This is a genomic window from Streptomyces sp. DSM 15324 (assembly GCF_001514285.1).
In the GTDB taxonomy this organism is placed as follows: domain Bacteria; phylum Actinomycetota; class Actinomycetes; order Streptomycetales; family Streptomycetaceae; genus Streptomyces.
Genome location: NZ_KQ949037.1, coordinates 42,837 through 67,614 on the forward strand (window position 1 = coordinate 42,837; position 24,778 = coordinate 67,614).

The window sequence follows — 24,778 nt, forward strand, 5'->3', positions numbered from 1 at the left end:
TCCGGCGGACTCGTTGTGGTGGGCAGGGGGCGCCCTGTTCGTAGGCCATGCGTCAATTGGGTCGAGCATGGGGCAACACCCGAGTCCCTGACCGTGATCGAGGTGCTCGTTCCCGGCAGGTTCGTCACCACGTTCGCCGAGCGGTTTGTGTGGTGTTGCTCGGAGGGTTGGGCGACCGGGCTCCACGAAAAGTGCGCCGGTCGGCAGACTGAGTCTGGAGGGGCACGCGCTCGTCCCCGTCGAGGGGGGGGGCGTCGTCTACAACGGCGTGCACGTCGGTTGCCGCGGTGACCCTTGACTGCGGCCTCCCCGCCAGGGGCGACGAATGGCGTACGGCAGCATTGGCCCCTGCTCGGTCTGTTGAGGAGCTTCAAGAAGGTGAGCAGCACCTCTGAGTAGCCTGCAGCGGCTGGCGACGCGCCCCGTGCCGACTGCGCCAGCGGTCGGCTGTGCGTAGGGCTGGTGACCTTGACCTTGCACTGCCGGTGCTGAACAGTGCGGTGGTGGCGGAGCGGATTTCGTCGACAACCGGAAGCGTCCCGGACGATCAGCTTCCCAGCGTCGTACGACTGGACGATATTTGACGAGATACGTTTCGGCCGCGGGACCTTAGGGGCGTATTTCGGTGGGGTCCGTGCAGTCAGTGACGGCGACGCTGTAGGAGTCTGCTGGCCGGGGGCAGGGTCGCATCGAGGCATAGGGGAGCTCACGGGATGTCGCACACTGGGCGCAGAGGCACAGCCGGGCTGAAGGTAGGCTTGGTGGTCGGTTGTCAGGGACGCTTGCGAGTAGCTGGTCCCTCAGCTCCATCGGCTCCCTCGTTCAGCGCTTGGGCGAAGTCATCGGCGTATTCGCTGATGCGCTGAAGGATGCGGAGTCTAGCGCCTCTGCGGTTGCTGGGGGTCTGCAACTGTCCGATGGCGGAGACCAAGGGCTTGGTACTTTGCCTCGCTCTGCGAAGTGCTTCGATCGATGGGCTGTGCAGATGGTCGCCCTGGGTGACTCGAGCCCACACGAGCGCGGTTACCGCAGCCCGGGTCAAGGGGGACTCCACGTTGGCAAGGCGGACCAGGCCTTCCGTGAGCGCAGCATGGTCCTTGACAGGGATCTGCCAGGTACGCAGCGCTCGACGACGCGCAGCGAAATTCACGTTCAGTGGATCAGCGTCCAATTCCTGCGCGAGGGTCTCGACTGCAGTGTCGAGCAGTGGCCAGAGACCGCCGGGCAGCAGGCTTCGCTTGAGGACGGCAAGGCTACGTTGGGCGGCGATCCACGGTACTCCCAGGATGACGGCGCATTGTGGCCAGGTTCCGCCGCCAGCCATTTCGACGAGCTTGAGGGAGGCTACTCGGCGTGGGCTTGATCCGCTTTGATGGACATCCTCCCGGGGTGAACCCCTGATCTCGGATGTCCGTCAAAGCGGATCAAGCCCATAGCGTCTGTGGTCACACGCGAGTGGCGAAGATTTCCAGTCGGCATAAAAGGGGGATAGTGGGCACCGAGATCACGACCTCGATCCGGAGCCACGCCTGGTGGAAGGCCATCCGGGCGAGTAAGCCGCTGACTTCGTCGGTGAGCTGTTGTCGTAGGGCGGAGGAGTTTTCGGGGCGACGTTCCACGCTCGCCCCGACTGCGCGGTGAGGCCGCCGTCTCGATCCCGGATGTGGTCGCTGCACAGCCGGGATGCCGGCGTGCCCCCTGCTGGGACCGCTTAAAGTGGCTGTGTGTCCACAGGAAACGCCGTAGTGGCGCGCTACGTGCGCTTTCTCAGAGAGCAGCGGGGTCTGTCCCTGGCCGAGTTGGCCCGGCAGGCCGGGCTGGCCAAGCACACACTGTCGCATCTGGAGCAGAGTACCGGCAACCCCACGGTGGACACCCGGTTCGCCATAGCTGCTGCGCTCGGTGTCCCGGTCACCCGGCTGGTGGCCGAACGGGAGCAGGTGATGACCGTGCAGCGGGCCGACTGCAGCGGGGCCTCGGTGACCTCGTGTGCGGCGCGGAAGGCGTCCATCACGGTCGGCCAGGACAGACGCAGATCCCGGGCAGCCTGGATGACGGTGGAGGCGGCGTCGCGTATGCGCCGCCCGGCAGCACCGCGCAGTCGCATGGTGATCCGTGCGCCGGCCGGGATCTGCGGGATCTGCTCGGTGAAGGACCGGCGCGGGCAGCCGGCCTCCCGGCACCACCATCGGCGCTTGTGCCGGTGGAACTCCAGTCCGCGCTCGCCGTACGGCAGATCACGGGGCCGGATCACCGCCGAGCCCTTCACCCTGGTGGCGAACACCCCGCAGGCCGGGCACGCCCGGGCCCTGTCATCGGCCGTGGCCAGGTGGACCCGGCGTGTCCCGTCCGCCAGCCGCTCGACCCGGACGACGGACACCCCGTCGAGGTCGAGGAGCAACGTCGTATCGTTGAACAAGCCCGTGGCTCCTGCATGATCGTTCTGCGTAGAGAACAGAAATGATCACGCAGGGTCACGGGCACCTTGCGTCCAGGGCCAAGCGGCCCGACCCAACACGGAACGTGACGCCGTGTCAGCAAGCCGAAACCAGCGCACCGCTCAACTTCGAAGACCCCGACCGACCCCTTTGAACGGTTGTGGTCCGCACCGTCCGGTCACCAGAAATCTCCCGGTCGTCCGCAACCGCCCACGACCGTCCGGGCAACCCGCAGCATCCAGGATGCGTACCGGCCGGGGAGACGTGTGGCCCGGCTTGTTGATCGGTCAAATCGTGAACCGGACGGGACGCTAATCGCGTGTATCGGTGACGTCAAGGTGTCGTATCCGTCCGATTTCTATGCAGGTGGCACGCGTCGAAAAAGTACGTCTGGGGCTCTTGACGACTCTCGAACCGGCGTGACAGTGTCCGTCGCCATCAGGTTGTTTGACCGGTCAAAAAGGAGGTGAAGCGGATGGTCACGATGGACGACGTCGCCCGGCGCGCAGGCGTCACCAAGCAGACGGTCTCCAACGTCGTCAGAGGGCGTACGGTCGTCAGCCCGGACACCCGGGCGAAGGTGGAGGCCGCGATCGCGGAGCTCGGTTACCAGCCGAACCTGCTGGCGCGGAGCCTCGCCACCGGCACCACCATGACGGTCGGCTTCATCGTCCCCACGGTCGCCAACCCGTTCTACTCGGTCGTGGTGGAGGAGGTGGAGACCGTGCTCGAGGAGCGTGGCTACCACCTGCTGCTGGCCACCACTCGCGGGGACGGGGAACGCGCCAGACGCCATCTGACGTCCCTGTCCAACCGTTCCCTGGACGCGCTGCTGGTGGCGGGTGACCGGGATCTGGGTGAGCACGTCCCCCTGCTGGAACGGCTCGGTCTGCCGGTCGCCCTGTGCATGTGGGACAGCGAGCCGCCGTCCGCCCTGCCCGTCGTCACCGTGGATTTCGAGAAGGCGGGCTATCTGGCGGGCCGCCACCTGTGCCAGTTGGGACATCGGCGGCCGGTCGTCATCGCCGATGTCCCGGCGCACAGGGTCCGCATCGAGGGCATGCGCAGGGCCTTCGCCGAAGTGGGCGTCACGTTAGGGGACGAGGCGGTCCTGTCCGCTCCCGGGGCGACGCCCGAGGCGGGTTACGCCGCCGCTCTGCTCGCGCTGGCCGCGCCGGAGCGACCCACCTGCGTGCTGACCTCCACCGACGCCATCGCGCTCGGAGTGACGGAGGCCTTCCGGCATCACGGCCTTCGGGTGCCGGAGGACATCTCAGTGGTGGGCATCGACGACATCCCCCAGGCCGCCCACGCCCATCCGCCCCTGACCACCGTCGGCCTGCCCATGCGGCGTATGGCCCGTGACGCTGCCGAGTTGCTGCTGAACGCGATCCGTGACAAGCAGCCCGTCCCACCCGATCTGTCCCTGCTCAGCCCGGCGATCATCCGCCGCGAGAGTTCCGCGCCACCGGCACAGAACTGACGACAGAACTGACAGCCGGTACCGCCGCGTTCTGACGGTCGGTGGCCCCCGCAGACCCGGGACCGCGCCCGTGCGGTTCCCGGCACCCCGGTCGGGGCGGCAAGAGGTCCCGCCGCCGCCCCGACCACGGGTCGACCGAACTCCCATCCGCTCCTTGGCCGCCACACGGCCAGGGTCGTCCGGCCCCCGGCCCCGTGCCGCCCGGATTCCCGCCGCCCCTCCAGCCGGGGCCCGGAGCCAGTGGTCTCCCCGCCCTGCTCCGGGCCTCCAACCCGCCGCACCCTCCGGCGGGACCGGCGCCGTGTCACTCGTACACCGCCGTGCTGCCCCGCCACTCGACCCGCTCACCCCTTTGCTCCCCGAGCGGGCACCCCTCCGCACCGCCTCGCGCCCGGTCCCGCCGTACGCCGCCTCCACACACGGCGACATCCGGCACAAAAGCCGCAAGCCTTAGTCAACAGGAGCCGATCATGAACCACGACAACCACCTTTCCCGGAGAGCACTCCTCGGCAGATCAGCGACCGTCGCCGGCGCTGTCCTGGCCGGAAGCGCGCTCAGCGCCTGTGGCACGGGCGGTTCCGGCGGCAGCGGCGGGGGCAAGCCGACGCTGCAGGTGATGATCGACGGAACGGACACCGAGTTCGGAAAGCTGATGGCGCAGTTCGAGAGCGCCAACGACTGCAAGGTCGTGGTCTCGAAGTTCGACAAGGTCAAGCTGAACGCCTCCATCGCCGCCGGCAACCCGCCGGACCTGGTGCGTACCAACGGCGCCTCCGAGATGCCCAACCTCATAGCCCGCGGTCTGGTGGAGAACCTCGACCCGTACCTGGCCAAGAGCACCGTCTTCAAGGCGGACGACCTCGACCCGATCGTCGGCGTCTACCGCTTCGACGGCAAGCAGCAGGGCAAGGGGTCCCTCTACGGCTTCCCCAGCGACTACTCGCAGGACTGCATGCTCTGGTTCAACAAGGAGCTGTTCGACCGGGCCAAGGTCCCTCACCTCAAGCCCACCGACACCCTGAGCTACGACGATGTGCTGGACCTCGGCAAGCGGCTGACCGTCCGCAAGGGCGGCAAGGTCGACGTCTACGGCTTCGACCCGGCGTGGAACTTCGTCAACCAGGGTCACCTGATGCAGATGATCGCCCAGCAGGGCGGCTCCCTGTGGAACGACGACTTCACCAAGGCGGACTTCACCACGCCCGAGGCTCGCAAGGCGATCCAGTGGTACCTGGACTGGGGCAAGGCCCGGGTCGGGACCGGCCCGCTGGACCCGACCTCCGACTGGCAGGGGCCGATCTACGACTCCGGTCGTATCGCCATCCAATCCTACGGCTACTGGTTCGGCGCGATCATCAACAGCGCCGACGCCGGGGCGAAGCGTGCCGAGCTGGCCGCCGCCTCCGGATTCGTGCCCGCCCCGCAGATGGGCTCGACCCGGGTGGACTCCTGTATGACCGGTTCCGGCGCGTGGATCCCGAAGCAGGCCGCGCACAAGGAACTGGCCTTCAAGTTCCTGGAGTTCTGGCGCGGCGGCGCCCCGGGCGTCGAGCACTTCGAGGCCGGCGGCGGCCTGCCCGCCCTGAAGCACATGCGCTCCCTGCTGCCGCGCACCACGGCGTTCGACAAGGACCACTACGACGTCCAGATGGAGAACCTGAAGAACTTCTCGATCCTGCAGTTCTCCCCGTACGCCGACTACACAGCCGTCGAAGGGGCGATCACCACCAACGTGGAGGCGGCGATCAAGGGCCAGGCCAGTCTGGACAGCGCGATCCGCAAGCTGCAGACCGCGATGGACGACATCGTCCAGCAGGGCAAGCAGCAGCTCGGCGCCTGAAGTACTCGGCAAGGAAAAGGACGTCAACATGTCCGTGCTCGCACGGGAGGCAGCGGTCGCCGGGTCACCGGCGGCCGTTGGCCGCGACACCACATCCGGGGTCCGGTCCCCGAACCGGCGCTGGAAGCGCTACCCCACCTGGAAGTTCTACGCGTTCGTATCGCCGTGGGTGATCGGCTGTCTCGCGCTGACGGCCGTTCCGATGGTGTACGCGCTGCTGCTGAGCTTCACCGACTTCGACGGTCTGTCAGGCAACTGGCACTGGGTGGGCCTGCGGAACTACACCACGGCCGCGCACGATCCCGTGGTCCGGGAGAGCCTGCGCCGCACCGGCCTGTACGCGCTGGCCGTCGTGCCGCTCAGTCTGGCCGGCGGCCTCGGCTTCGCGCTGCTGCTCAACCAGCGGCTGCGCGCCATGGGCGTCTTCCGTACGATCTTCTACCTGCCGTCGGTCGTGCCCATCGTCGCCACCGCACTGATGTTCAAGCTGATGTTCGACCGGGATACGGGGCTGGTCAACGGCTTCCTCGGCTGGTTCGGGATCGACGCGGTCTCCTGGCTCACCGATCCGCAAGCCTTCATGATCCTGGTCCTGCTCTCGCTGTGGGGTCTGGGCGGCGGCATGGTGGTCTTCCTCGCCGGGCTGCAGGCCATCCCGGCCGAGATGCTGGAGGCCGCCTCGATGGACGGGGCGGGCGCCTTCCGGCGCTTCTGGCACGTCACGCTGCCGCTGCTGAGCCCCATGATCTTCTTCCAGCTGGTGCTCACCCTGATCACCACCCTGCAGACCCTGGTCCAGCCACTGCTGCTGGCCCCCGCCGTCAGCGGCGGCGCGGGCGGCGGCGCCACCGACGCCACCCACGTCCAGCAGGGCGACTTCCTGTACATGGTCAACGTCTACGCACAGTTCTTCAGCTACCAGAAGTACGGCTACGGGGCCGCCCTGCTGTGGATCCTCTTCCTGGTCATCCTGGTCGTCACGGCTGTGGTGCTGCGTTCGAGTTCCCTGTGGGTCCACTACGAGGTCGACCAGGACGGAGACGACAAGTGACCACTCCCAAAGTGACCTTGGCCAACCGCGACGCGACCGCGGCCCGGCGCGGCCGGGGGCTGATGTACGGCCTGCTGATCCTGCTGGCCGCACTGTTCCTGGCCCCGCTGGTGTGGAACCTGCTGTACGCGCTCAAGAGCCGTGCCGAGAGCTCCAGCACCCAGGTGCACATCTGGCCGCAGCACGCCGAGTGGGGGAACTTCCACAGCGCGCTCGCCCTGATCGACTTCTTCCGGTACACGGGCACCACCATCATGCTGGCCACCACCTTCTCCCTCCTGGTGACGGCGTCCAGCTCGATGGTCGGCTTCGGCTTCGCCCGGCTGCGCGGACGCGGACGCAAACCGCTGTTCAGCCTCATGCTCGCGACCACGATGGTGCCGCAGATCCTCACGGTGATCCCCACCTACGTGATCTTCAGCAAGATGGGTCTGATCAACACCTACTGGCCCTGGGTGCTGTGGGGCCTGGCGGCCTCGCCGTTCCACGTCTTCCTCTACCGGCAGGCGTTCGCGGGTCTGCCCCGCGAGCTGGAGGAGGCGGCGATCCTGGACGGCTGCGGTTACTTCCGGATCTACTGGCAGATCTTCCTGCCGCTGGTGAAGCCGGTCATCGCGACCTCGTTCATCCTCGCGTTCACCTGGGTGTGGGGCGACTTCATCACCCCCGCCATCTTCCTCAACGGTGACAACACCACCCTGGGCGTGGCCATGGCCTCCGGCTACACCCTCAACGGCATCAGCCTCAACAACGTCCTGGCCGCCGGGACCGTGTTCTACGTCCTGCCGGTGCTGGTGCTCTTCTTCTTCGCCCAGCGCTCCTTCACCCGGGGCGTCGCCACCAGCGGCCTCAAGGGCTGAAACACCGCCCGGCCCACCACTCGTACTCCCAGCACACACGAAGGATCACCCATGCCGCTCACGAGTGAGCCCACCCCACACGGCTACGTGGAAAGCTTCTCGCCCGGCCACGGCCGTGCGGCGCCCCGTGCCGCGTTCACCTCGGACGCACCCGTCGTCGACCTGACCGGGGAATGGCGGTTCCACCTGGCCCCGGACCTGCCGCGGACCACGGAGGGCTTCGAGAAGCCGGACTACGACGACAGCGGCTGGGACACGATCTCCGTACCCTCCCTCTGGCAGCTGGAGGGCCTGCCCGGCGAACCGCGGTACGGCAAGCCCGCCTACACCAACCAGCCGTACTACTTCCCCATAGACCCGCCCCACGTGCCGGACGCCAACCCGACCGGTGAGTACCGCCGCGACTTCACCCTGCCCGGCGAGTGGCCGGCCGGCCGCACCCTCGTGCGGTTCGAGGGCGTCGACTCCTGCTTCGCCGTGTGGCTCAACGGAACCCTCCTCGGGGACGGCAAGGGCAGCCGGCTGCCCACCGAGTTCGACGTCACCGACGCACTGCGGCCCGGCCGCAACGTCATCGCGGTCCGGGTGCACCAGTGGTCGGCGGGCACCTACCTGGAGGACCAGGACATGTGGTGGCTGTCGGGCATCTTCCGGCCCGTCGCCCTGCTGTCCCGGCCCGACAGCTCGCTCACGGACTTCCACGTCCACGCCGACTTCGACCACCTCACCGGCAACGGCACGCTGTCGGTGGACACCACCGGCGGCCCGGCCCGGCTGTACGTCCCGGAACTCGGCCTCGTCGACGCCGACCCGGCCGGTCCCCACCTCCTGCCCGGTGTCGAGCCGTGGTCGGCCGAGCGGCCCCGCCTCTACGACGGTGAGCTGGTGACCGACGGCGAGCGCGTCCCGCTGCGGATCGGCTTCCGCCGGATCGAGGTCCGCGACGGACTGATCCTCGCCAACGGACGCAAGCTGTTCTTCCGGGGCGTCAACCGCCACGAGTGGAACCCGGACACCGGCCGTACCCTCAGCCACGACGACATGCTCACCGACGTGCTGCTGATGAAGCGCCACAACATCAACTCGGTGCGCACCAGCCACTACCCGCCCGACAGCGCCTTCCTCGACCTGTGCGACGAGCACGGGCTGTGGGTGATCGACGAGTGCGACATGGAGACCCACGGCTTCTACCACGTCGACTGGCGTGACAACCCCACCGACGATCCCCGCTGGCTCGAGGCATGCCTCGACCGGATGCACCGCACGGTCGAACGCGACAAGAACCACCCCAGCATCGTCATCTGGTCGCTCGGCAACGAGTGCGGACACGGCGCCAACCTCCAGGCCATGGCCGAATGGACCCGTGGACGCGACCCCGAGCGGCTCATCCACTACGAGGGCGACGACAACTGCGGCTACACCGACCTCTACAGCCGCATGTACGTCGAGTACGACGAACTGCACCTGATCGCCCGTCACCAGGACGCCGTCACCCGCGACCCCGCCCTCGACGCCCGGCGCCGGCAGATGCCGTTCATCCAATGCGAGTACGCCCACGCCATGGGCAACGGACCGGGCGGACTCCACGAGTACCAGGAGGTCTACGAGGAATTCCCGCGTATGCACGGAGGCTTCGTCTGGCAGTGGATCGACCACGGACTGCGGCGCAACACCCCGGACGGCCGGGAGCACTACGCCTACGGCGGCGACTTCGGCGAGCCCCTGCACGACGGCAACTTCCTCTGCGACGGACTGATCTTCCCCGACCGCGTGCCGTCGCCCGGCCTGGTGGAGTACAAGAAGGCGATCGAACCCGTCCGCATCGCGATCGACACCGCCGCGCGCACTGTCCGCCTGAGGAACCTCTTCCACACCCACGACACCTCTCACCTCGCCTTCCGCTGGCAGGTCGAGGACGACGGGGAGCTCCTCGCCGGCGCCGCCCTCACCGTGCCCCCGGTTCCGGCCGGCGAGCAGATCGAGCTGCCGTGGCCCGCCGCCCTCTCGGAGACCTGCGCCACTCGCGGGCTCGAGGGCGAGCGCTGGATCACCGTCACCGCCGTTCTCGCCGACGACGAGTCATGGGCCCCGGCCGGCCACGAGGTCTCCTGGGCGCAGGCCCCGGTCGAGCGCTCCTCCACGCCCGCTGCGGCCACCGTCCGGACACCCGCCCCCGCCGTCCGCACCACGGGCACCCACACCCTTGCCGGCACACACAAGTTGGGCGACGCCGTCTTCGACGCGGTGTCGGGCACCCTGCTGCGGCTCGGCGACCTCGAGATCGACGGCCCCCGCCTCGACCTGTGGCGCGCCCCCACCGACAACGACCTGCTCACCATCGACGGACCGCTCGTCAACGACTGGCACAAGGCCGGACTGCACCGTCTGCAGCACCGGGTGGTCTCCGTCGAGGCCACCGGCACGGGACTGGAGGTCGTCACCCGCACCGCGCCCGCAGGGCTGGACCACGCCATGCTGTCGTCGTTCCGCTGGGAGTCCGACGCCGACGACCCGGGACAGCTCTGGCTCCACCTGAGCACCGAGCCCGTGGGCACCTGGCCCTGCCCGCTGCCCCGCATCGGCATCCGTCTCGCCCTGCCCGAGGCCATCGAGACGGTGGACTGGTTCGGCCTCGGACCCGGAGAGGCGTACACGGACACGACCGCCGCCGTCCGCGTCGGCCGCTACACGTCCAGCGTCGACGACCTGCAGACGCCGTACGTCATGCCGCAGGAGAACGGCAACCGGCGCGAGGTACGCCACGCCCGGCTCACCGACCGCGACGGCGGCGGCCTCGTCGTCACCGGCCTTCCCCACGTCGACCTGACCGTGCGTCGCTGGACCAGTGAGGACCTCGACGCCGCCAAGCACGTCAGCGACCTGAACCGACGGGACCGGGTGTACGTCAACCTCGACATCGCCCAGCACGGCGTCGGCAGCGGAGCCTGCGGCCCGCGCGTCCAGCCCCGGTACGAGCTCCACGCCCGCCCGGTCGCCCTCACCCTCGGATTCCGCGCATGCTGAAGCTCTGGTACCGCCGCCCCGCCAAGGGCTTCCCGCAGGCGCTGCCCCTGGGCAACGGTTCCCTCGGCGCCATGGTCCCCGGCGGTACCGCCCATGAGCGTGTCGACCTCAACGTCGACACGCTGTGGTCGGGCGGCCCGGGCGACCGCAACGACTACAACGCGGCGCAGCACCTTCAGGCGCTGCGCCGGGCGGTGCTCGACGACCACGACCACGTTCGCGCCGAGGGCCTGGCCAAGCGGATGCAGGGCCCCGACACCCAGGCGTACCAGCCCCTGGGCGCCCTGCTCCTCGACCTCAGTCACGGCGGCGAAATCACCGACTACCGAAGGGAGTTGGACCTCAACGATGCCCTGTGCACGGTGACCTACACCGCCGACGGGGTACGTCACACCCGCGAGCTGTTCGTCTCCGCCGTGGCCGGCGTCCTCGTCGTCCGGCTCAGCTGCGACACACCCGGCGCGCTGGACCTAACCGCCCGCCTGGAATCGGCCCATCCCGGCTCGGCCCCCGGGGTGACCGTTTCGGGCCGGGCCCCCGCGCACGTCGAGTTCCAGGCCAGCGACCCCGACGCGGTTGTCGACACGCCAGACACAGCCGACGCACCCGACGCCAGAGCCGGATTCAAGGCTGCCGTGCGGGTCGCCCCGGACCGCGTCGCCGTCACCCCCGACACGGTTCGCTACACGCCCGGCACCGGAACCGGGTTCGCGGCGGCCCTGCGGATCGTCCCCGACCAGGGCACCGTCACCTCCGACCCCGAGACGGGTGGCCTGCGGCTGACCGGCGCGACCAGTGCGACCGTCCTGGTCGCCGCCGCCTCCGGCTTCCGGGGGTGGGACCGCCTGCCCGAGGGACCGGAGTCCGGCCCCGAGGCCGAGGTCGCCGAGCTGCTGGACACCGCCGCCGAGATTCCGTACCACCGCCTGCGGTCCGAGCACATCGCGGACCACCGATCCCTCCACGACCGGACCGTCCTCAGCCTCGGCGAAGACCCGGCACTCGATGCCCTGCCCACCGACGAACGCCTCGCCGCTGTCCGCTCCGGCACGGACGACCCGGGCCTGACCGCCCTGTTCTTCGCCTACGGCCGCTACCTGCTCATCGCCTCCTCCCGCCCAGGCACCCAGCCGGCGAACCTCCAGGGCATCTGGAACACCGAGGTCCAGCCGCCCTGGCAGTCCGACTGGACCACCAACATCAACCTCCAGATGAACTACTGGCACGCCGAGACCACCGGTCTGCCGGAATGCCACGAGCCGCTCTTCGACCTGATCACCGACCTCGCCACGGCAGGACGCCGCACCGCCGACGCCTACTACCGCTGCGGCGGCTGGACCGCGCACCACAACGTGGACATCTGGCGCAGTACCAACCCGGTCCAGGGCGGCCCCCAGTGGGCCAACTGGCCCATGGCTGGGGCCTGGTTGTGCGCCCACCTGTGGGAGCACCACCGCTTCACCGGCGACCGTTCCTTCCTCGCCGACCGGGCCTGGCCAGCAATGCGCGAGGCCGCCGTCTTCCTGCTCGACTTCCTCGTCGAGGACGCCGACGGTCACCTGGTCACCTGTCCCTCGACCTCGCCCGAGCACCGCTTCCGTGTGCCGGCCGCCCCCGCGACCGGGGCCCATGAGACAACTCTCGTCGCGACCACCGCGTCCGTCACCATGGACCTGTGGCTCGTCGACGAGCTGTTCGGCAACTGCCTGGACGCGATAAAGGAGTTGGGCCTGGCCGATCCGCTCGCCGACGCCCTGCGCGGCGCCCGGCAACGGCTCAGCCCACTGCCGTACGCCCCTGGGCGACCCCTCGCCGAGTGGCTGCACGACGCCGAGCCCGAGGACCCCGGCCACCGGCACCTCTCCCACCTCTACGGCCTGTATCCCGGCGACCGGATCGACGCCGAGCGCACCCCGGAGCTGTTCGACGCCGCCCGGGCCGCCCTCGACCTCAGGCTGGCGCACGGGGGAGGCGGCACCGGATGGAGCCTGGCCTGGGTGGTCGCACTCGCCGCGCGCCTCGGCGACGGGGAGCTCGCACACCGCAGCCTGCACGGGCTCCTGTCCGACTCCACCTCCGACAACCTCTTCGACCTGCACCCACCGGAGCTCTTCCAGATCGACGGCAACTTCGGCGCCACGGCCGCCGTCGCGGAGATGCTGCTGCAGAGCCACACCGGCGAACTGCGGCTCCTCCCCGCGCTGCCGGACGCCTGGCCCAGCGGCAACGTCCGGGGCCTACGGGCGCGCGGTGGGGTCACCGTCGACATCGACTGGCAGAACGGCTGGCCGACGCACGTCCGCCTTCACCTCCCGCGCCCCGGCCGCTATCGGCTGCGCCTGCCCGCGTCCGGCCCTCTCCCGGTGGTGACCGACGACCAGGGCATGGACGTTGAGACCGGGTGGACCACACTGGAAGCAGGCCTCGCCCGGGCCGAGTTCACGGCGGAACGGGCGGTCGTACACCACGTGCGCACGTGAGCATCCCACCGGTCCCGCCTCTGGCGGCACCCCCGTCCTACCGACAGGCATACCGTCGGGCGAGCGCGTGGAACGCCTCCTTCGGCTCCCGGTGCCAGGGCGAACTCGGTTCGCCGGGACGCTTCTTGACCGCCTTGGAAATGCCGTAGCTCGCCATGCCGACGTCGAGTCGGGGTTGTCGGGGTGGTGTTCGGCGTCGGCGGTCCCGAACTCGAAGGCCATCGCCGCGTACAGGCTCGGTGATGGCGAGGGGCTTGCCCCAGCGCTGGAACTTCTCAACTCCCGTACGTAGAGGAATGGAAGCTCGCTAATACGAGTGGCCACGATCATCCGCGAGTCGGTGTAGGGGTCGAACGGGTACGGGTCGATGCGGCCGATGCTGTCGGCCTGCCGCCAGTATCTGTCCGGGAAGTTGTAGGACTTCAGCCGGTTCCAGGCCGGCTTTCCCCACGTGGCGACCATGTTGTCGTACACCGTCTGGGGAATCTGCTTGATGTCGGCGTGCTTGGAGTTCAGCGGCTGGGTGTAGGTGCGCCGGTCGGTGGCGGTCCAGGTGCCGGTGGAGAGGTCGCTGGTCTGCCAGGTGTAGAACAGCGCGTTGGCGTCGCCCCACAGGTACCACGTGCCGGCGGCCTGGGCGAGGATCGGGCCCTCGATGCCTCCCTGCGGCGCCAGTCCCGAGGTGAACTGGGTGAAGCTGCCCGGATCGAGCGAGGTGGACTTCGCACCCGTGAGGCTGTTGTGGCCTTTGTAGTACAGGTAGTTGACGCCGTTCACGTTCTTGGCGAGGGTGCCGTCGATGACGTCGTAGCCGGGGTCGAAGAAGACCTGCGGCGACGTCACGGTCTGGAAGTCCGTGGTGTAGTTCACCATGATCACGTTGTGGCCACTGCTGTTCACGGCCGAGTAGATGAGGGCGTACTGGCCGCGGGAGGCGTCCCAGAAGGCGTCGGGTGCCCAGGTGTGGGTGGCCATGTCGTGCAGTTTCAGCAGGCGGTAGTTGTCGAAGGAGCGCAGGTCGGCGGAGTCCCAGACGTGGATGTACGGGCTCTTCTTGGTCCAGTCGGTGCCCTTCAGGTTGGTCGCCATGACGACGTAGGTGCCGTCCTGCTTGGGCAGGATGACGGGGTCGCGCAGACCGCCGTCGCCCGCGGTCGGGGTGACGACGGGGTTGTTCTGGTTCAGCGGCACCCACTGCAGCGCGTCGGTGCTGACGGCGAGGTGCAGGCCGTAGTCCGTGCCGAGGTTTCTCGGTGACTGGGTGAAGTAGGCCATGACGAACGGGGAGGTCGTCGCGGCGCTCGCGGACTGGCTGCCGAGGGGCAGCGCGCCGGTCATGGACAGCGGCACGGCCGCGGCCATGCCGAGGAAGAGCCGGCGCGACGGGAGGGGGGTTGCGCTCATCTGGTGCCTCCGGGGCGTAGGAGGGTGCGGGCGGGATGGAGAACCCGTGGGTGGCCCCGGCCCGGAGCCGCCCACGGGTTCGGTCCCTCGTCAGTTCCAGGGAGCCGCGGTGAGCCAGCTGGTGTCCTGGGCCCACGACTTGGTGTTGTCCCAGGCGTTGGTGCCGCCGTTGCCGGCTATGTAGGCCGTGTAGTTGTAGTGGCGGATGTACTTTGTCGGGAAGTTGAACGACTGGAACGACTTGCCGACGCCGCTGTTGCCCGTGGTGGGGCAGAAGGTGGCGTCCTGCGCGAACGCAGTAGCCCCGTTGTCGGTGTTCAGATAGAGCTGGTAGTTGAAGTGGCGCAGGAATTGTCCGGGTTTGTCGGCGGACTCGAAGGACAGGCAGGAGCTGTTGGCGAGGCCGTTGCGGACGATCCAGGTGGCGTCGGCCTTGTCGGTGGCCGGGCTGGCGGTGTTGATGCTGGAGATGACGACCTTGGTGTCGGCGTCGTTGTGGCGCAGGTAGTGGGAGGTGCAGCAGGGCGAGGTGGTGGCCTGCAGGGAGATCCGGGAACCGGGGGTGAGGGTTCCGGTGCTGGTCGAGCCGCTGTTGTAGCCGGCCGCGGTGATGTTGGCCTGGACGGCGTTCTCGGTGGCGTCGGAGGGGTAGCCCTGGGTCATGACGCCTTCGTAGAAGGTGCCTTGGCCGGTGTTGCTGTTGTCACCGCCGATGCCGAGGATGATCGCGCCCTGCTTCTTCATCGGGTTGTAGCCGGTGTCGTTGGGGCGTACGCCGTTGTAGAAGGTGGACAGGCCGCCCGACTGGGCGTCGCCGCCGCGGATGGCCCACTGGTTGGGGCCGCCCTTGAGCATGGCGGTCGTGAACCGGTTGTTGATGCTGGGGTCGCCCGCGTTGAGTCCGCGGTTGACCCCGGAGAACAGGCCGTTCTCCAGGTCGGCCATGACCCAGGGGCCGTTGCCGCTGCCCCAGCCCCAGCCCTTGCTGGTGCCGAAGTAGAGGGCCTCCATGGTGCCGTTGCCGTCGTCGTTGCCGGTCGTCTCGGCGTTGCCGTAGCCGAAGCAGCAGCCGCCGTTGACGTGCGTGCCGTCGAAGATGGCGTACATGCCCTCGGGCTGGTCGCCGGTGGCGATGCCGTTGGTGTTGTTGTTGCGGTAGCCGGTGCCGGGGGCCACGTAGACGCCGTACGCCTTGTGCCCGCCGACGGTGACCGGCGCCTCGAAGGCGTTGGCCAGGTTGTCGTTCCCGCCCGCCGCCGGCCCGGGCCAGTGACCCCTGAGCGCCTGGGTGAGGTTGTTGCCCTTGGGGGACTGGTCGTAGATGACCGTGATGACGCAGCTGGTGTTCGCGCAGAAGGAGTCCTGCTGCGCGGCGTCGGCGTATCCGCCGGCGCTCAGCAGGCCGATGTCCTTGGTCGCGTTGTCGGAGGCACGCTTGACCTGGTACAGCGGGCCGTTGTACGCCCCGTACAGGGCGCGGGTGGTGCTGTGTGCCGCGACGCAGGGGGTGTTGCCCGCGGCGTAGATGTCGCACGGCCCCTGGGTGGCGGCCTGCGAGGTGGTGGCCGTGGCGGTGAGCAGACCGGCGGCGAGCGCGGCGGTGGCACCGGCCGCGAGCAGCGCGCGTCTGACGCCGCGCATCCACTGTTTCTTGATCACGAAGGACTCCTACGCAGAGTGGAGCGGGAGGTGATGGAACTCCCGGGTGCCGCCATCACGGCGGCAGCCCGGCCCGGGCGGTAGCTCCGGGGGCCGGCCAAGGCGGCGGTCGCCGTCCCCGGAGTGTGGGGGTCCGCCGCCGGAGCGGCGGACTCCGCAGAGCGCTCACGGTGAGGCCTCACGGTGAGACGGTCGGGTCAGCTCGTCACGCCGAAGGTCGCGTCGCTGCGCCCCGTCGTGGTGGTGATCGGGTCGAGCTTCAGGTAGTAGGCGTAGTGGCGGATGTAGCGGTCGGGGTGGTTGTACGACTGGAACGACGACCAGGTGGAGTCGGCGAGGCCGGCGACTTTGCGGAAGGTGGCGTCCGCGGCGAACTGGCTGCTGCCGTCGTAGAGGGCGAGCTGGAAGTCGTAGTTGGCGTGCCGCAGGAAGTAGCCGGGGTGGTTCACCGACTCGAAGGAGACGGTGCCGGTGCCGGCCAGGCCGGGCCTGATCCGGAACTGGGAGTCCTCGACGGGGCTGACGTTCGGGTCGATGCGCACGTCGAAGTTGATCTGGCGCACGTACCGGTCCTGGAAGTTGTACGACTGGAGCCGCTGGGCGGGGGTGTTGGGCCAGCGGGCGAGCACGCGGCTCTCCTCGGCGGCCGTGAGGGTCATGATCGCGCCGTGCCGCTTCGGGGTGCCGCCCATGTCGTAGCTGGTCGCATCCTGAAGCCGGTAGGTGCTGACGTCGAACGGGTTGGTCGTCAGGATCGGCCGGTATTCACGTACGCCCTGCGGATTGTTGTAGTCGATGTAGAGGGCCCACTCGTTGCGGTCCCTGAACTTCATCCAGACCGGGCCTTCGACCACATTGCCGGTGAGGCCGATGCTGGAGAGGTTGCCGAGGTTGGTCCACGTCCCCAGGATCGAGTTGCTGCCCTCGACGTTGTTCTGGCCGTCGCCGGAGACTCTCAGGTAGCGGTAGGGGCTGGTGCCGGGCACCTCCGTCATCTGGGTGTCGACGACCGGCGTGCTGCCGGGGGGGTCGATCCAGATCTGCGGGGTGGTGATGGTGCGGAAGTCCTTGGTGCGGGCGGAGTAGATGCGGTACTTGAAGATGCCGTTCACCGTGGCGTTCGTCGCCCAGTACAGGACGTAGTCGTTGGTCTCGGGGTTCCAGATCGCCTCCGGCGCCCACGCGTTCTTTCCGCCGGGGATCAGTCCGGCGGCGCCGAGCAGCCACGGCTTCGACCAGGTCACCAGGTCGGTCGACTCCCACACCACGAAGTTGGGGCTGCCGTTGGTGTACGTCGAGCCGCAGCGGATGCACAGGTCGGTCGCGATGATCCAGTACTTGCTCCCGTCAGGAGAGCGCACCAGTGCGGGGTCGCGCACGCCTTTCGTGCCGATCATGGAGTTGAGGATCGGTGCTCCGCCGTTGAGGTCGTTCCAGTGCAGGCCGTCCGTGCTGTGAGCGAGGTACAGCATCTGACCGGTCGCGGAATCGCCGGTGAAATGCACCATCAGATAGCCGGGGTCGGCGGCGGCCGCCCGCTGGGGCGTGGTCAGGGCTTGCCCTGTGAAGAGGAGACAGACGGCGAGCAATATCACCGTCAGCCGAACGCGGAGCGCAGACATCGGATCTCCTGTCGTGTGCGGGTGCCACCGCCGGGCGAAGGGGGAGCGGGGGTGGGCGGGGGGAACTGGTCTCGGAACGGGCGGGAGAGGACCCGGCAACCGCGCGAGCCGGAAGGACGGATCCGAACGACGGGGTTTGGCCGCTTCGCCCAGGACACCGTGGTGACGGCGGGTCAGGGCGCGCGAGCACGCGCGTCCGCCCGGGTGGGGCGGTCGCGACAAGAGCCGGGCGTCTGCGCCTCTCAGCGCCCGTGCAGGCGTTTCAGGTGGGCGGCACTTCGGACGGAAGCCTTCATGGCCAACTCACTATTCGATCAGGCGTGTTGGACGACATATCGAACGCTGTTCGTGAAATCGGGCAGAGGCTAGATCCGGAAAAGAGGGCGCGTCAATACATCCGACACATCCGATCCGCCGAACGTACAGATGAGCGATCCGGCCCTCACCCGGCCCCCGGCCCGGCTCGTACGAGATAAGCCCCGTCCGCTTCTGGGGGGACGACGGGGTCCTCAAGGAGGCAGCGAGCGGCCGCCTCCGCTCCCGCGCATCCAGCAACATCCCTCGCCCGCGCAACCCCCAGCACACCGCACCCGCTGCCGGCCGCACCCTCGATCACCAGCCACATCGCAGCGCTCAACCCTGTCAGGCAATCAACTGCACAAGGTCCCCCGGTTTCTGTTATTGCCCCGTCGTCCCCCCGTCTCCTGTACATGTACGCGACACGACAGATCACTCGGCGCACCCTGCTCGAGGCCACGGGCGCCGCGGCCGTGGGTCTCGCCGGCGTCGCCACCCCCTCGGTGGCCGCGGGCGGAGCTTTCGCGCACCACGGCCTCCCCCACACCGGCGCCGACCTCGCCCGCATGGTCGTCAAAGTGGAGGCCGGCGCCGCGCTCTGCACCGCCGGGTGCGCGAAGCTGACCGCCGACCCGCATGCGCAGAGGGGCTACATGGCGTGTCCGCAGGTCATCGTGTACCGGGGCGTGGAACGGCGCCCCCGCAGCACGTGGCCGCGGCACTGCGGGACGACCCGACAGCCGGAAAGAATTTGTTCACACGGCTGGACACGAGCAGTGTCCATACCCCTTAATCCATCCAATGTGCCAGCGAAGAGCTGTGTTCCATATTTCGAACGACGTTTGAAAAGTCGAACCGCATGGGGCAGATGTCGTCGGCCTGTCGGCCGTAGGGCGCCGCGTCGGCAGCACACAAGCCCGTGACGCGCCACGCCCGACCGTCGGACGTGTGAGCCAGCACATCAGAAGTCCAACCAGTCGCTCTGCCGTATCGAAAGGCTCGAGATGTCTTCCTCCGTCAGCAGACGTCGTCTCCTGCAACTGGCCGGGGCCACCGTGGCCGCCTCTGCCACCGGAACCTTCCTCGGCGCGTCGTCCGCCCGAGCGGCCATCGCCCCCGCGAGGACCGACATCGGGGTCGTGGCGCACCCCTTCGAACTCGGCCAGGTCCGACTCACCGCGAGCCGGTGGCTGGACAACCAGAACCGCACCCAGAACTACCTGCGGTTCATCGATGTCGACCGGCTGCTGTACAACTTCCGTGCCACCCACAAGCTGTCCACCAACGGCGCGACCGCCAACGGCGGCTGGGACGCGCCGAACTTCGGCTTCCGCACCCACATCCAGGGACACTTCCTGACGGCATGGGCACAGTCGTACGCCGTGACCGGGGACACCACCTGCCGGGACAAGGCCACCTACATGGTCGCGGAGTTGGCCAAGTGCCAGGCCAACAACAGTGCCGCCGGTTTCAACCCCGGGTACCTCTCCGGTTACCCCGAGTCCAACTTCACTGCTCTCGAGCAGGGAACCAGTGGCGAGGTGCTGTACTACACCATCCACAAGACCCTCACCGGCCTGCTGGACGTATGGCGCCACATCGGCAGCACACAAGCCCGGGACGTGCTCCTCGCCCTGGCCGGATGGGTCGACTGGCGCACCGGCCGGCTGACCACCCAGCAGATGCAGACCATGCTGCGCGTCGAGTTCGGCGGCATGAACGCCGTGCTGACCGATCTGTACCAGCAGACGGGCGACGCGCGGTGGCTCACCGTCGCCCAGCGGTTCGACCACGCCGCGGTGTTCGACCCGCTGGCGGCCAACCAGGACCAGCTCAACGGAATTCACGCCAACACCCAGGTCCCCAAGTGGATCGGGGCCGCCCGCGAGTACAAGGCGACCGGCACCACCCGCTACCGGGACATCGCCACCAACGCCTGGAACATCACCGTCAACGCGCACACCTACGCCATCGGCGGCAACAGCCAGGCGGAGCACTTCCGCGCCCCGAACGCCATCGCCGGCTACCTGACCAACGACACATGCGAAAGCTGCAACACCATCAACATGCTCACCCTCACCCGGGAACTGTTCACGCTGGACCCGAACCGCGTCGCACTGTTCGACTACTACGAGCGGGCGTGGCTGAACCAGATCATCGGCCAGCAGAACCCGGCCGACGACCACGGCCACGTCACCTACTTCACCCCCCTCAAGCCGGGAGGCCGACGCGGGGTGGGCCCGGCGTTGGGCGGCGGCACCTGGAGCACCGACTACGGCACCTTCTGGTGCTGCCAGGGCACGGGCCTGGAGATGCACACCCGGCTGATGGACTCCATCTACTTCCACAACGACACCACGCTGACCGTGAACCTGTTCGTGCCGTCGGTGCTCACCTGGACGGAGCGCGGCATCACCGTCACCCAGACGACGACCTTCCCTGTCAGCGACACGACGACCCTTCAGGTCACCGGCAGCGTCAGCGGAACATGGGCGATGCGCATCCGTATACCGAGCTGGACCACCGGGGCCACCATCAGCGTCAACGGCGTCGCGCAGAACATCACCACCACGCCCGGCAGTTACGCCACCCTGAACCGCTCGTGGACCTCCGGTGACACGGTCACCGTCCGCCTGCCCATGCGGATCGGCATCCGACCGGCCAACGACAACGCCAACGTCGCCGCGATCACCTACGGCCCCGTGGTCCTCGCGGGCACCTACGGTGACTCCACGCTCAGTGCCCTCCCTGCGCTGACCACGTCCTCGATCAAACGGACCAGCAGCAGTTCACTCGCCTTCACCGCCACCTCCAGCGGCTCCACCGTCAACCTGGGCCCGTTCTACGACGCGCACGGCTTCAACTACACCGTCTACTGGAACACCACCGGCAACACCGTCCGTCTCGTCAACGCGAGCAGCGGTCTCCTGCTGGGTATTCAGAACATGTCCACGTCCAACGGCAGCCGCGCTCTGCAATGGACGGACAACGGCACCGCCGACCACAACTGGGAAATGATCACTGATGGAAGCGCGGTCCGCTTCCGCAACGCCAACAGCGGCAAGGTGCTCGGCGTCCTGAACATGGACACGGCAGACGGCGCGACCGTTCTGCAGTGGTCGGACAACGGCACGGCCGACCACAAATGGACCCTGCTCGACCAGGGCGACGGGACCTACAAGATCCGCAACGTGAACAGCGGCAAGCTGCTCGCCATCGCGGGCAACTCCACCGCCGTCGGCGCGTTCGCGGTCCAGGACGCGGACGACGGCACGGCCGACAACCGCTGGAGCATCGTGCTGAACCAGCCTGGCGCATAGCCTTTCCGGTGGCTGGTGAAGAGACTGGAAGACGGCGTGTGGTCTTTTTCCTCGTCGTCAGATCTCGTCGCCGCCGGGCCCGTGTCGTTGCGGGACGGCCGCCGAAGCCCGCTCTTCGATCCGGTGCACCGCGGCTCGCAGGTCGTCCAGGTGGCGCCGCGTCACTTCCTGCGCGGACATGACCGTCTTGCGCAGGCGGCGCAGGACCGCCCTCCCGCTCCCGCTCTGCGCAGAAGGCGATGTAGGACCGGCCCGATGCGCCGAGCAGCATGTGCGAACGGAAACCGATGGGCGCGACGGGGACCACCTCGTCGAAGTACGCCTTGGGCTGTTGGTGTCGATCGTCTCCATGTAGTCCAGCCGGGGAACGGTCAGCACGAACGGCCACATCACGCACGCTCACAGCTCCTCCATGACCGACGACGCCAGCTCGACGAGCCACTCGGCGTCGTTGTACGGGGCCCTCCGGGGTCTGAGGCTCGCGACGAAAGCCCGGTCGCGAGCCGCTGCCAGACCCCGCGCTCGAGAGAGCTGATCGTTTTCACCTGGTACTGCCGCATGGGACGACCCTCACCTGCGGAGATGGGGAGCGGATTTCATTACGGTGGCCAGTTCCGCCGCGCGGTCCAGGTCGGCCTCGGCCATGCCGAGATCGCGCAGCGACGTCGGGCCGCCGACCCCGCGGATCAGGTCGAAGACGCCGGTGGGGGCGTCGGGCACGCCCAAGGCGCGCGCGATGCGTTCCATCGTCTGTTCAGCGGCGGGCGCGTTGTACGCCATGGCATGCGGGAGGATCACGGTGTGGGTCTCGGCGTGCGGCAGGCCGAAGGTGCCGCCCAGCGTGTGACAGAGCTTGTGGTGCAGTCCCATGCCGACGGCGCCGAGGCAGCTGCCGGACAGCCATGCCGCCTGCAGCAGATCCGCCCGTGCCTTCACGTCCGAGGGACTGTCGTGGAGGGCGGGGAGGGCTCGGCCGATGGCGGCGACCGCTTCCAGGGCCATGGCGTCGGTGACGGGATCGGCGTCCGGCGAGTAGAGGGCTTCCACGGCGTGGGCCAGCGCGTTGATGCCACTGGTCACGGACATGGCGACGGGGAGACCGAGGGTGAGCTCGACGTCGTAGACGACCGTTTCCGGCAGGATCGCGGGTGAGGACCGGGTGACCTTGCGGCCGTCCACCGTCTCGCCGAGCACGGGGGTGACCTCGGAACCGGCATAGGTGGTCGGCACGATGATCTGAGGCAGGTCCGTGCGGACCGCCAGCGCCTTCGCGAGGCCGGTCGTCGAGCCGCCGCCGATGGCCACGAGGCAGTCCACCCGCTGGTCGCGCAGGAGGCCCAGGGCCTGCTCGGTCACCTCGACGGGGGTGTGCATGGCCGCGCCATCGAACTCGGCCACCACCAGGTCGCCCAGGACTTCACGGAGCCGTTCGGTGTCCTTGCGCAGGACCGGTGATCCGTCGGAGAGGAGCAGTACCCGGGACCCACCGAGCCGTTCGGCCTCATCGTGGACCTGCGGGAGCGTTCCCGCGCCGAAGACCACCCGGCTCGGGCTGGCCGTGTGCACAAAACTCCTCATGAAGCTGCTCTCCGTGCCACGGGGGTCAGGGGGTCTGTCGCAGTATTCGAGGCCGTGCACCGGCGTTCCTGCACAATCTCGGCATCGCTCTGCACAGAAACGGCGTCGGCCGCCGCCTGGTCCGTGCTTGCCCGCTCGTACGGAAGGCAGCAACACTGTGCCGCGAAGGAGGGCCGCATGAGCGAGATGTGACTCGGTGACACCCACGGAATACTGGTTCGGCCAGGGGTGCATCCCGTCCGCACGAGTGCGGGTCTCGGCTGGGAGAGGCTGTATGTGTCAACGCAGCGGGAACTGCCGTACCGGGATGCCTTTCAGGGAGCCGGCAGCCACCTGGTGATCCTGCATCTGGACGGGCCGGTCACCGTCCGCAGGGGACGCCGCGGGTTGACGGCCGCGCGGCAGGTGCCACCCGGCGGTCTGTTCCTGCATCCGGCCGAGACGGAGCTGGACGTGGAACTCGGCGGCTACCTGAACACCGTGCATGTCTACCTGTCGGACGCGGCCCTCCAAGCGACCGCAGATGGTGTCCGGCCGGTACGGCTGGAGGAGGAGTTCGGCACCACGGATCCGCTCCTGCAGCAGCTGGTTCTGGCCTGGACGGTGTCGTACGGCGCTGGGAGCCCAGTGCCGGCACCTACGCGGATCAGCTCGCGCTCATGACCGCGGCCCAGCTGGCCCGTCGCCACAACGTGCGGCAACGGGTCGACGAGCGGGCGCGGGGCGGCAGGCAGGGCTCACCGACCGGCAGTTCGCGGCCGTTCGGGAACTCATCGACGCCCGGCTTTCCGAGCCGCTGGCATTGGAGGACCTCGCCTCGGCCGCGGGTCTCGGCGTCAGCCAGTTCGCCCGGCGTTTCAAGGCCCGCGTCGGGTGTCCTCCCCACCGGTACCTCGTGCGCCTGCGCGTGGAGCAGGCCGCCCGCCTGCTGCGCGCGGGTTCCATGCCCATCGCGCAGGTGGCGGCGGCATGCGGCTTCTCCCACCAGGAGCACCTGACCCGAGTGATCCGTGCCCAACTCGGCACGACGCCGGCCGTCCTGCGCCGCGAGGGCTGACGGAATCGCTGCGTGAGGCGCGCCGGCTGCAGCGGGCTATAGTTCCCCGTCGTCGAACGAAAGGAGCGACGATGGTCGCGCGCCTTGCGGGTTTTCTCCCCGGCGGTCTGAACGAGGAGCAGGCCGCGGTCTACCAGGCCATCTCCGGAGGCCCACGCGCCGCCGGTCCCCAGCTGTTCGCCCTCACCGACAGCGAAGGACGGCTTCGGGGACCGTTCAACGCGATGCTTCTCAGCCCTCCGATCGGCGCCGCTCTGCAGACCGTGGGTGCGGCGGTGCGCTACCAGTCCTCGCTCAGCGACCGTGTCCGGGAGATGGCCGTGCTCCTCGTCGCCGCTCACTGGGGCAGCGCTTTCGAACGAGAGGCGCACGAGGCCGTGGGGCGTGCCTGCGGTCTGACCGAGGAGGAGCTCGGCTCCCTGCGCTCCGGTGCGCTGCCGACCCCCACCGATCCCGACGAGACCATCGCGCTGCAGACCACGGCCGCCCTGCTGCGGTCCGGCAACCTGGGTGACGACGAGTACGGCACGGCCGTGTCGGCGATCGGCGAGCGCGGCCTGTTCGAGCTGACGACCCTGGTGGGCTACTACTCCACGCTCGCCCTGCAGCTCCGCGTTTTCGCAGGTGAGGAAGGCGAGCCGAGGCCGTCAGCGCCCTGAGGGAA

General features: G+C 68.6%; 15 protein-coding genes and 4 pseudogenes. 12 read left to right on the plus strand and 7 right to left on the minus strand.

All coding sequences use genetic code 11. From position 1 onward, the window contains the following. The first annotated feature begins 829 nt into the window (after positions 1 to 829). Together AQJ58_RS35405 and AQJ58_RS45085 are read left to right on the plus strand one after the other, a co-directional pair. The gene (locus AQJ58_RS35405) at positions 830 to 1,363 is read left to right on the plus strand and encodes a hypothetical protein (RefSeq protein ID WP_159056369.1); all 534 of its coding nucleotides are present in this window, start codon (positions 830 to 832) and stop codon (positions 1,361 to 1,363) included. A gap of 394 nt (positions 1,364 to 1,757) precedes the next feature. Continuing rightward, positions 1,758 to 1,856, plus strand: a pseudogene (locus tag AQJ58_RS45085) (helix-turn-helix domain-containing protein); the annotation flags it as partial. A 146-nt stretch (positions 1,857 to 2,002) separates the two neighbouring features. Here the strand turns inward: AQJ58_RS45085 and AQJ58_RS45535 are convergent. Further along, positions 2,003 to 2,380, minus strand: a pseudogene (locus tag AQJ58_RS45535) (helix-turn-helix domain-containing protein); the annotation flags it as partial. Between the two features lie 533 nt (positions 2,381 to 2,913). On the opposite strand from AQJ58_RS45535, the gene AQJ58_RS35415 reads away from it, so the two are divergent. From AQJ58_RS35415 to AQJ58_RS35440, 6 genes are all read left to right on the plus strand, one after another. After that, positions 2,914 to 3,921 (plus strand): LacI family DNA-binding transcriptional regulator, encoded by a 1,008-nt coding sequence (locus AQJ58_RS35415; RefSeq protein ID WP_067257820.1) that lies wholly within the window; start codon positions 2,914 to 2,916, stop codon positions 3,919 to 3,921. A gap of 470 nt (positions 3,922 to 4,391) precedes the next feature. Next, positions 4,392 to 5,762, plus strand: a complete 1,371-nt coding sequence (locus AQJ58_RS35420; RefSeq protein WP_067257823.1) for an extracellular solute-binding protein — start codon at positions 4,392 to 4,394, stop codon at positions 5,760 to 5,762. A gap of 28 nt (positions 5,763 to 5,790) precedes the next feature. Next, positions 5,791 to 6,813 (plus strand): carbohydrate ABC transporter permease, encoded by a 1,023-nt coding sequence (locus AQJ58_RS35425; RefSeq protein WP_067257826.1) that lies wholly within the window; start codon positions 5,791 to 5,793, stop codon positions 6,811 to 6,813. Further along, positions 6,810 to 7,673 carry a carbohydrate ABC transporter permease gene (locus AQJ58_RS35430; RefSeq protein WP_067257829.1) on the plus strand — a complete coding sequence of 288 codons (864 nt, stop codon included), beginning with the start codon at positions 6,810 to 6,812 and terminating at the stop codon, positions 7,671 to 7,673. The genes AQJ58_RS35425 and AQJ58_RS35430 overlap by 4 nt, the downstream gene beginning before the upstream one ends. 51 nt (positions 7,674 to 7,724) lie before the next feature. After that, positions 7,725 to 10,697 (plus strand): glycoside hydrolase family 2 TIM barrel-domain containing protein, encoded by a 2,973-nt coding sequence (locus AQJ58_RS35435; RefSeq protein WP_067257832.1) that lies wholly within the window; start codon positions 7,725 to 7,727, stop codon positions 10,695 to 10,697. Further along, positions 10,691 to 13,177, plus strand: a complete 2,487-nt coding sequence (locus tag AQJ58_RS35440; RefSeq protein ID WP_067257835.1) for a glycoside hydrolase family 95 protein — start codon at positions 10,691 to 10,693, stop codon at positions 13,175 to 13,177. The genes AQJ58_RS35435 and AQJ58_RS35440 overlap by 7 nt, the downstream gene beginning before the upstream one ends. 37 nt (positions 13,178 to 13,214) lie before the next feature. On the opposite strand, the pseudogene AQJ58_RS41940 reads toward AQJ58_RS35440, so the two are convergent. From AQJ58_RS41940 to AQJ58_RS35450, 4 genes and pseudogenes are all read right to left on the minus strand, one after another. Next, positions 13,215 to 13,420, minus strand: a pseudogene (locus AQJ58_RS41940) (abortive phage infection protein); the annotation flags it as partial. Between the two features lie 60 nt (positions 13,421 to 13,480). Beyond that, positions 13,481 to 14,581, minus strand: a pseudogene (locus AQJ58_RS41945) (alpha-L-arabinofuranosidase); the annotation flags it as partial. Positions 14,582 to 14,671: 90 nt separating this feature from the next. Next, positions 14,672 to 16,240 carry an alpha-L-arabinofuranosidase B gene (locus tag AQJ58_RS35445; protein ID WP_067257836.1) on the minus strand — a complete coding sequence of 523 codons (1,569 nt, stop codon included), beginning with the start codon at positions 16,238 to 16,240 and terminating at the stop codon, positions 14,672 to 14,674. A gap of 197 nt (positions 16,241 to 16,437) precedes the next feature. Further along, positions 16,438 to 17,862 carry a glycoside hydrolase family 43 protein gene (locus AQJ58_RS35450; RefSeq protein WP_067257840.1) on the minus strand — a complete coding sequence of 475 codons (1,425 nt, stop codon included), beginning with the start codon at positions 17,860 to 17,862 and terminating at the stop codon, positions 16,438 to 16,440. Positions 17,863 to 19,163: 1,301 nt separating this feature from the next. Between AQJ58_RS35450 and AQJ58_RS35455 the strand changes: the two genes are divergently transcribed. Next, positions 19,164 to 21,479, plus strand: a complete 2,316-nt coding sequence (locus AQJ58_RS35455) for a beta-L-arabinofuranosidase domain-containing protein (protein ID WP_067257842.1) — start codon at positions 19,164 to 19,166, stop codon at positions 21,477 to 21,479. 57 nt (positions 21,480 to 21,536) lie between these two features. Here AQJ58_RS35455 and AQJ58_RS45540 read toward each other — a convergent pair whose 3' ends face one another. Both AQJ58_RS45540 and AQJ58_RS35460 read right to left on the minus strand, forming a co-directional pair. Beyond that, positions 21,537 to 21,659 carry a hypothetical protein gene (locus tag AQJ58_RS45540; RefSeq protein ID WP_267892121.1) on the minus strand — a complete coding sequence of 41 codons (123 nt, stop codon included), beginning with the start codon at positions 21,657 to 21,659 and terminating at the stop codon, positions 21,537 to 21,539. A gap of 390 nt (positions 21,660 to 22,049) precedes the next feature. Then, a complete protein-coding gene (locus tag AQJ58_RS35460; protein ID WP_234360394.1) occupies positions 22,050 to 23,057 on the minus strand; it encodes a maleylacetate reductase in 1,008 nt (335 codons plus the stop codon). Positions 23,058 to 23,333: 276 nt separating this feature from the next. Between AQJ58_RS35460 and AQJ58_RS45095 the strand changes: the two genes are divergently transcribed. From AQJ58_RS45095 to AQJ58_RS35470, 3 genes are all read left to right on the plus strand, one after another. Further along, a complete protein-coding gene (locus AQJ58_RS45095) occupies positions 23,334 to 23,720 on the plus strand; it encodes a hypothetical protein (protein ID WP_234360395.1) in 387 nt (128 codons plus the stop codon). A 139-nt stretch (positions 23,721 to 23,859) separates the two neighbouring features. Further along, the gene (locus AQJ58_RS45100; RefSeq protein WP_234360396.1) at positions 23,860 to 24,114 is read left to right on the plus strand and encodes a helix-turn-helix transcriptional regulator; all 255 of its coding nucleotides are present in this window, start codon (positions 23,860 to 23,862) and stop codon (positions 24,112 to 24,114) included. A 71-nt stretch (positions 24,115 to 24,185) separates the two neighbouring features. After that, the gene (locus tag AQJ58_RS35470; protein WP_067257844.1) at positions 24,186 to 24,773 is read left to right on the plus strand and encodes a carboxymuconolactone decarboxylase family protein; all 588 of its coding nucleotides are present in this window, start codon (positions 24,186 to 24,188) and stop codon (positions 24,771 to 24,773) included. Positions 24,774 to 24,778 lie beyond the last annotated feature (5 nt).